At 30.0% G+C, this 8,322-nt stretch carries 7 protein-coding genes; all 7 read left to right on the forward strand.

Going from position 1 to position 8,322, the window contains the following annotated elements:
- On the forward strand, positions 1-569 hold a 569-nt coding region (locus Q1J48_RS05360; protein WP_498040968.1), incomplete at its 5' end, for a nucleoside/nucleotide kinase family protein.
- 28 nt (positions 570-597) lie between these two features.
- Positions 598-2,418, forward strand: a complete 1,821-nt coding sequence (gene sppA, locus Q1J48_RS05365) for a signal peptide peptidase SppA (RefSeq protein ID WP_300361759.1) — start codon at positions 598-600, stop codon at positions 2,416-2,418.
- A 54-nt stretch (positions 2,419-2,472) separates the two neighbouring features.
- The gene (locus Q1J48_RS05370; RefSeq protein WP_300361762.1) at positions 2,473-2,820 is read left to right on the forward strand and encodes a YbaB/EbfC family nucleoid-associated protein; all 348 of its coding nucleotides are present in this window, start codon (positions 2,473-2,475) and stop codon (positions 2,818-2,820) included.
- A gap of 156 nt (positions 2,821-2,976) precedes the next feature.
- A complete protein-coding gene (locus tag Q1J48_RS05375; RefSeq protein ID WP_300330904.1) occupies positions 2,977-3,600 on the forward strand; it encodes a lysophospholipid acyltransferase family protein in 624 nt (207 codons plus the stop codon).
- A gap of 9 nt (positions 3,601-3,609) precedes the next feature.
- The gene (gene metG / locus Q1J48_RS05380) at positions 3,610-5,529 is read left to right on the forward strand and encodes a methionine--tRNA ligase (RefSeq protein WP_300361764.1); all 1,920 of its coding nucleotides are present in this window, start codon (positions 3,610-3,612) and stop codon (positions 5,527-5,529) included.
- 22 nt (positions 5,530-5,551) lie between these two features.
- A complete protein-coding gene (galU, locus tag Q1J48_RS05385) occupies positions 5,552-6,427 on the forward strand; it encodes a UTP--glucose-1-phosphate uridylyltransferase GalU (RefSeq protein ID WP_300330899.1) in 876 nt (291 codons plus the stop codon).
- A gap of 82 nt (positions 6,428-6,509) precedes the next feature.
- A complete protein-coding gene (locus Q1J48_RS05390; RefSeq protein ID WP_300361766.1) occupies positions 6,510-8,240 on the forward strand; it encodes a phospho-sugar mutase in 1,731 nt (576 codons plus the stop codon).
- Positions 8,241-8,322 lie beyond the last annotated feature (82 nt).

Genomic DNA, 8,322 nt, shown 5'->3' on the forward strand with positions numbered 1-8,322 from the left:
AAGAGGTTGAACTACCTTATTATAATTTCTTTACAGGAGAGAGAGAAAAAGAGGGACATAGAGAAAAATTAGAAGAGAATGGAATAATTATTATAGAGGGAATACACGGATTAAATAATAAGTTAACCGAGTATATACCAAGAGAAAATAAGTATAAAATATATATTAGCTGTTTAACTCAGACTAATATGGATAGACATAATAGAGTTCACACAACAGATGTTAGAAAAATAAGAAGAATAGTAAGAGATAGTCTTTCAAGAGATACATCTGGAGAGGACACATTAAAGATGTGGAACTCTGTAAGAAAAGGGGAAGAAAAATGGATATTCCCATATCAAGAGGAGGCAGATGCAATATTTAACTCAAGTTTATGTTATGAGCTAGGAGTATTAAAGCCATATGCTATAAGAGAGCTTATAAAAATAGATATAGAATCTCCTCAATATGAAGAGTCTAAAAAATTGATAGAGCTTTTAAGTTGTTTTGTTGATATAGAGACAAGTCTAGTACCAACAGATTCGATTTTAAAAGAATTTATTGGAGGAAGTATCTTCTATAACTATTAAAAAATTATAAAAAATTAAGGAGAAAACATTGGAAAACAAAGAGAACGAGATAAAAGAGATACAGGAAGAAGTGAAGAAAAATCATCCACAGAAAAAAAGAAGAAGATTTTTTAAAAATTTTAAAAGGGCTATGAAGTTTTTATTTATAGAACTTTTTAAATCTATATTCAGAGTTATAATTTTAGGATTAGCTATTTTTATAATTGGAAAATTAATAAAAATTGATAATAGAAAACCATCGGTACCAGAAAAAGTTTATTTAGAGGTTGCTCTAAATGATAAGGTAAATGAAAATAGAATAAAAAATCCTTTTGATATAGATAATAAATTGAATTTTTATGGATTTTTAAAAAATTTAAATCAGATAAATAAAGATAAAAGAGTTGAAGGATTAATTTTTAAAGTTGGTTATCTACCATTAAATAATGCTCAAATAGAAGAGCTTAAAACAAAAATTGGAGAACTTAAAGAGAATGGTAAAAAAATCTATATCTATACAGAAAACTTGGATAATAGAAATTATAGATTAGCTTTGGAGGGGGATTCAATAGTTATGCCAGACAATAGTTGGGCTAACTCAGATATAAGTGGTTATTCTGTTAGATACCCTTACTATAAAGAGCTTGGAGATAAACTTTTTATAGGTGCTAATGTAATCCATATTGGTGATTATAAATCAATGGGTGAAAATTATGTAAGAAGTAATATGAGTGAAGATTTTAAAAATAATACCAAAAGAATTTTAGACAGAAGATACAATGATTTTGTAGATGAGGTATCTGAAAAAAGAAATATACCTAAGTTACTTTTAAATAAAAAGATTTTAAATGGTGACTTTGTTATGGCTTCTCCTAGAGATTTAAAAGAAAATAATATTATAGATGAAACATTGTATTATGAGGAATTTTTATCAAAAAATAAAATAGAGGAAAAAATAACAATAGATGAGTATTTTGAAAGAGTGGCAGAGGAAATAGAATATAAACTTGAAAAAAATAATAAAATTGCTATTATCTATGCAGAGGGAACTATTGTTTCTGAAAGTGGATCAAAGGTTGAAAATCAAGTTATACCAAAAGAGATAAAAGAAAAATTAGAAAAAGCTGATAAACTTCCAAATGTTAAAGGGGTAGTTCTTAGAATAAATTCTCCTGGTGGTTCCGCTTTGGCATCAGATATTATTTATGAGGCAGTAAAAAATGTAAAAAAACCAGTCTATGTTTCTATGGGAGGTGTAGCAGCCTCTGGTGGATATTATATAGCTTCAGCAGGAGATAAAATTTATAGTGATAACTCAACTTTAACAGGATCAATAGGTGTTGTAAGTATCATACCAGATGTTTCAAAACTAGCTGATAAAATAGGTGTTAATTTTGAAGAGATTACCAATGGAAAATATGCAAGTATCTATGATATAACAAAACCTTTATCAGAAGAGGAAAGAGAAAAAATTTATAAATCTAGTTTGAATGGATATAGAGAGTTTATAAGAAAAGTTGCCACTGGTAGAAAGATGAGTGAAGAAGAGGTTGAAAAGATAGCTGGTGGAAGAGTTTGGCTTGGAGAAGAGGCTAAAGAGATAGGGCTTGTTGATGAAATTGGTGGTATAGAAAAAACAATTTCAGATTTAGCAAAGGATTTAGAACTTGAAGAGTATGATATAATTGAAAGTCTTGAAAGTAGAAAATTAGAAGAGATTTTCAAAAAATTCTTACCAAGATACATTTTTTCTAGTCTAGAAATTCAAAGTGAATTAAAAAAATTAGTAATAGATAAGAACTTAGATGATGAATTATATAACAAACCTATTGTTTATGCACCTAATTTAGAAAGATTTCTATTGAAATAATTTTTAAAATTATGTATAATAGGTTATATTATAAATGTACTAGGAGGAGTTAAAGTGGTAAGAAAATTAAAAACAGCTAAAAGTGGTGCAAGTCAAATGGATATAATTAAACAAGCTCAGGCTATGCAACAAGAGATGTTAAAAATACAAGAGGAGTTAAAAGGTAAAGAAGTAGAAGCATCTGTTGGTGGAGGAGCAGTAGTTGTTAAAGCTAACGGACAAAAGGAAGTTACAAGCATAACAATATCTGAAGAAGCTATAAAAGATGCAGCTGAAGATAAAGAAATGTTAGAATCATTAGTTTTATCAGCAGTGAAAGAAGCTATGAGACAAGCAGAAGAATTATCTGAAAAAGAAATGTCTAGAGTAACTGGAGGAATGAACATACCAGGACTATTCTAGTTCGTGTAGTTAAATAAATACTCGAAAGCTATTATCTTAAGATAAAGAAAGATAGTAGCTTTTTTTTAAAATCTCAATATAAAAATCAAGTTACTTGAAAAATATAGCTGTGAGTGGTATAATCAAACTAAAGTAAAATAATTGTCAGGAGATAAAATGTATAGATTATATGGATTATTAGTGTATTATATTATTATGCTAATAAAATTAACTTTGAAAGTAGAAATAATTGGAAAAGAGAATATGAAAGAGGATGAACCTTATGTTCTAGCTCTTTGGCATAATAAAGTAGTGGCAACTATATTAGCTTTGGGATTTATAAAAAAGAGAGCAGGACTTGCTAGTCCCTCTGCTGATGGAGAACTTATCTCTGTTCCCCTTGAAAAATTAGGTTATAAAATGATAAGAGGTTCTTCTGGAAGAGATTCTGTAAAAGGATTGGTTCAACTTATAAAAGCAGTGAAAGAGGGATATACAATAGGAACACCACTTGACGGACCAAAAGGGCCAGCTTTTGAGGCTAAACAAGGTATGATCTATGTGGCTCAAAAATCAGGAAAGCCAATGGTTTTTATGGGAGCTGCTTATAGTAAAAAATGGATTTTATCAAAAACTTGGGATAAATGTCAAATACCTAAACCTTTTTCCAAAGTCATATGCGTTATAAGTGAGCCTATGGCAATTTCAAAAGATGTTCCAGTAGAGGAATATAAAGAGATAGTAGAAAAAAAATTAAATGAAATAAATGAAGAAGCTGAAAATTTAATTAAAAAAATATAAGGAGAGATGATGGATAATAAAAGTTTTTATATAACAACACCGATTTATTATGTAAATGGAGATCCACACGTAGGAAGTGCTTACACAACAGTAGCTGCTGATGTAATGGCAAGATACAAAAAAACAAGAGGATATGATGTTTATTTCCTAACAGGAACAGATGAGCACGGACAAAAAGTAGAAGAAACTGCAAAAATGAAAGGAATGACTCCTCAAGAGTGGACAGATTTAATGGCTCCTAGATTTATGGAGATGTGGAAAGCATTAAATGTTAAAAATGATGACTTTATAAGAACTACTCAAGAAAGACATAAAAAAGCTGTTAAAAAAATCTTAAAAACAGTTTATGAAAAAGGGGATATATATAAGGGAGAATATGAGGGAAAATATTGTGTTTCTTGTGAAACATTCGTTCCTGAAAATCAGATAGTTGGAGAGAACTGTTGCCCTGACTGTGGAAAAGAGTTAAGAATGGTAAAAGAGGAATCATATTTCTTTAGAATGTCAAAATACCAAGATGCTCTTTTAAAACATATAGATGAGCACCCAGACTTTATTCTACCTCGTTCAAGAAGAAATGAAGTAATTTCATTTATAAAACAAGGATTACAAGATTTATCAATATCAAGAAATACATTTGAATGGGGAATCCCTATTGAGTTTGCTCCAGGACATATAACTTATGTTTGGTTTGATGCTTTAACAAACTATCTAACAGCTGTTGGATATGAAAGCAACCCAGAAGAGTTTGAAAGAAGATGGACAAATGGAGAGGTTGTACACCTTTTAGGAAAAGATATAGTAAGATTCCACGCAATAATTTGGCCTTGTATGTTACTTTCTGCTGGAGAAAAATTACCTGATAAAGTAGTGGCTCACGGCTGGTGGACTTCAGAAGGTGAAAAAATGTCAAAATCTAAAGGAAATGTTATCGCTCCACTAGATGAGGTAAAAAAATATGGTGTAGATCCATTTAGATATTATCTATTAAGAGAGGTTACTTTTGGAAATGACGGAGATTATTCAACAAAAGGAATTATAAACAGAATAAACTCAGATCTTGCTAACGATTTAGGAAACCTTTTAAATAGAACTTTAGGAATGTATAAAAAATATTTTGGTGAAGAGATTGTAGCAAACGGACAATTTGAAGAGATAGATTTAGATGCTCAAAAATTATATGATGAAACTTTAAATTCAGTTGATGATACAATGTCAAGACTTGAGTTTTCAAGAGCTTTAGAATACATTTGGAAATTTATATCAAGAATGAATAAATATATTGATGAGACAGGACCTTGGTTACTTGCAAAGGATGAAACTAAAAAGGAAAGACTTGCTACAATAATGAATATGTTAGTTTATTCATTAGAAAAAATAGCAGTTTTAGTAGCTCCATATATGCCAGAGTCTGCTCAAAAGATATGGAATCAATTAGGAATTGAAAAAGATATAGAGAAAGCACTTTTATCAGATGTTGAAGGTTGGGATTTATTAGAACCAGGACATAAATTAGGAAATCCAACACCAATATTCCCAAGAATAGAAGTTGAAAAAGAAGTAAAAGAAAAAAATCCTATAAATAAAGATTTAAAAATAGAAAATCCTATAACAATAGATGATTTTTCAAAAGTTGAAATAAAAGTTGTAGAGATATTAGAGGCTGATAAGGTAGCTGATTCTGATAGACTTTTAAAATTTAAAGTAAATGACGGAAAAAATATAAGACAGATAGTTTCTGGAATAGCTAAATATTATCCAGAGTATCAAGAGCTTGTTGGAAAAAAAGTTCTAGGAGTTGTAAACTTAGAGCCAGTAGTTTTAAAAGGAGAGTTATCTCAGGGAATGTTATTAACTACTGAAGAAAAGAAAAGAGTTAAATTAGTAGAAGTTGACTCAATAGTAAAAACAGGTTCAAAAATAAAATAAGAAATATTAAGGGGGGAGTGTAATGCAAAAAGTAACTAAAGCTGTAATTCCAGCAGCAGGATTAGGAACTAGAGTTCTTCCAGCTACAAAGGCTCAACCAAAAGAGATGCTAGTAATTGTTGATAAACCCTCTCTTCAATATATTGTTGAAGAGTTAGTTGAATCAGGAATAGAGGATATAGTAATAATTACAGGAAGAAATAAAAACTCAATAGAAGATCACTTTGACTATTCTTTTGAGTTAGAGGAAACTTTAAAAGATAAGGAAAAAGAGGAACTTTTAGAAAAGGTTAGACATATTTCAGATTTAGCAAATATATTCTATGTAAGACAAAATCACCCACTAGGATTGGGACATGCAATACTTAAAGCAAAACCATTTATAGGTGATGATCCTTTTGTTATAGCTTTGGGAGACGACATAGTATATAATGAAAAAACTGCTACAACACAACTAATAGAAACATATGATAAATATGGAGCTAGTGTACTTGGAGTTCAAGAGGTAGCAAAAGAGGATGTTTCAAAATATGGAATAGTAAAACCAAGTGAAGTTTTAGATAGCAAAACAGTGGAAGTGGAGGATTTCGTAGAAAAACCAAGTATGGAAGAAGCTCCATCTACTATGGCTTGTCTTGGTAGATATTTACTAGACGGGAAAATATTCAAATATTTAGAAGAAACAAAGGCTGGAAAAGGTGGAGAGATACAACTAACAGATGCCATTTTAAAAATGTTAAAAGATGGTAATAAGGTTGTGGCTCATAACTTTGAAGGAAAAAGATATGATATTGGAAATAAGATAGGACTTTTAAAGGCCAATATAGAATTTGGTTTAAGAAATGAAGAAACTAAAGATGATCTTATTAAATATTTAAAAGAAGAATTAAAAATATAATAATCTCTGATATTGTTAAAATTAAAAATATAATATTTATACATAAAATAAATTAGCAAATGAATAAGAGAGGAGAAACATTATGGATGAAAAAACTTTAGCAACTTACAACCTTTGGTTAAATTCACCTTATATAGATGAGGCTGACAGAAAAGAGTTAAAAGACTTGGAAGGAAACGAAAAAGAGATACAAGAAAGATTCTACACAAATATTAGTTTTGGTACAGCTGGAATGAGAGGTATCAGAGGGGTAGGAACTAATAGAATAAATAAATATATGGTAAGAAAAGCTACTCAAGGTTTAGCAAACTATATATTAAAAACAACTGGAGAAGAGGGAGCAAAAAAAGGAGTTGCAATAGCTTATGATTGTAGAATAGGTTCTTATGAATATGCTATAAACTCAGCTCTTGTACTTGCTGGAAATGGAATAAAATCTTATCTATTTGAATCTCTAAGAACAACACCAGAACTTTCATTTGCAGTAAGAGAGTTAAAAACTCAAGCTGGAATAATGGTTACAGCATCTCACAACCCACAAGAATATAATGGATATAAAGTTTATTGGGATATAGGGGGACAAATAGTTGAGCCAGAAGCATCTGGAATAATCAACTCTGTAAATGAGATAGAAGATTTTGCAGAAATAAAAATGGTAAGTGAAGAGGAAGCTAAAAACTTAGGACTTTTAGAAATCGTTGGACAAAAATTAGATGATAGATTTATAGAAGAGGTTAAGAAAGAGGCTATCCACACAGATATTCCTGGTAAAAAAGATTTTAAAATAGTTTACTCTCCATTACACGGTACAGCTGGAAGACCTGTAAAAAGAATATTAAAAGAGATGGGATTTGAAAGTGTATATGTAGTTAAAGAGCAAGAGCAACCAGATGGAATGTTCCCAACTTGTTCATATGCTAACCCAGAAGATACTTCTGTATTTGCTTTATCAACAAAACTTGCTGATGAAGTTGGAGCAAACCTTTGTATAGCTAATGACCCTGATGGAGATAGAACAGGAATAGCTGTTAAAAAAGAAGACGGACAATGGATATATCCAAATGGAAACCAAATAGGAATGATATTTATGGATTATATCCTAAAAATGACAAAACCACTTCCTACAAATGGTGCAGTTGTATCAACAATTGTTTCTACTCCTATCCTTGATGAAATAGGAAAAGCTTATGGAGTAAAAGTTTATAGAACTTTAACAGGATTTAAATATATCGGAGAAAAAATAGAAGAGTTTAAAAATAAAGTTTTAGATGGAACTTATCTATTTGGATTTGAAGAGTCAATAGGATATTTAAAAGGAACTCATGTAAGAGATAAAGATGCTGTTGTAGCCTCTCTTTTACTTGCTGAAATAGGTGCTTACTATGAAAGTCAAGGAAGTTCAATAGCTAAAGAATTGGATAAAATCTATGATACTTATGGTTGGTACGGAGAAGAAACTATACCAGTAACTAAAAAAGGTATGGACGGAGCAAAAGAGATTGCTCAAATAATGGCAAACTTAAGAGAGAAAGAGATAAAAGAGATGTTTGGTAAAAAAGTTCTTACTTTAAAAGATTTCCAAAAACAAGTTGAGATGGATTTTGAAAAATCTTTAAGAAAAACAATAGAACTTCCTAAATCAGATGTGTTACAATTTATCTTAGAAGATGGAACTATGATAACAGTAAGACCATCAGGAACAGAACCAAAAATTAAATATTATATGTATGTAAAAGATACTACTAAAGAAAAAGCTGATGCAAAACTTGCAGATACAAAAGCAAAATTCTTAGCTTTTGTAGATAGCTTATAAAATTAAAAAGGCCAAGGAAAAAATCCTTGGCTTTTTCTATTAATCTTTTATAAAGAAAAATTTATTTTCAGTGGAGTTTTCA

Source organism: Fusobacterium sp. (assembly GCF_029258315.1).
Lineage (GTDB): Bacteria > Fusobacteriota > Fusobacteriia > Fusobacteriales > Fusobacteriaceae > Fusobacterium_B.

Excerpts from the sequence above, each read along its gene's own strand:
- galU (WP_300330899.1), top strand. The coding sequence starts at position 5,552 with ATGCAAAAAGTAACTAAAGCTGTAATTCCAGCAGCAGGATTAGGAACT.
- metG (WP_300361764.1), top strand. The coding sequence starts at position 3,610 with ATGGATAATAAAAGTTTTTATATAACAACACCGATTTATTATGTAAAT.
- Q1J48_RS05375 (WP_300330904.1), top strand. The coding sequence starts at position 2,977 with ATGTATAGATTATATGGATTATTAGTGTATTATATTATTATGCTAATA.
- Q1J48_RS05390 (WP_300361766.1), top strand. The coding sequence starts at position 6,510 with ATGGATGAAAAAACTTTAGCAACTTACAACCTTTGGTTAAATTCACCT.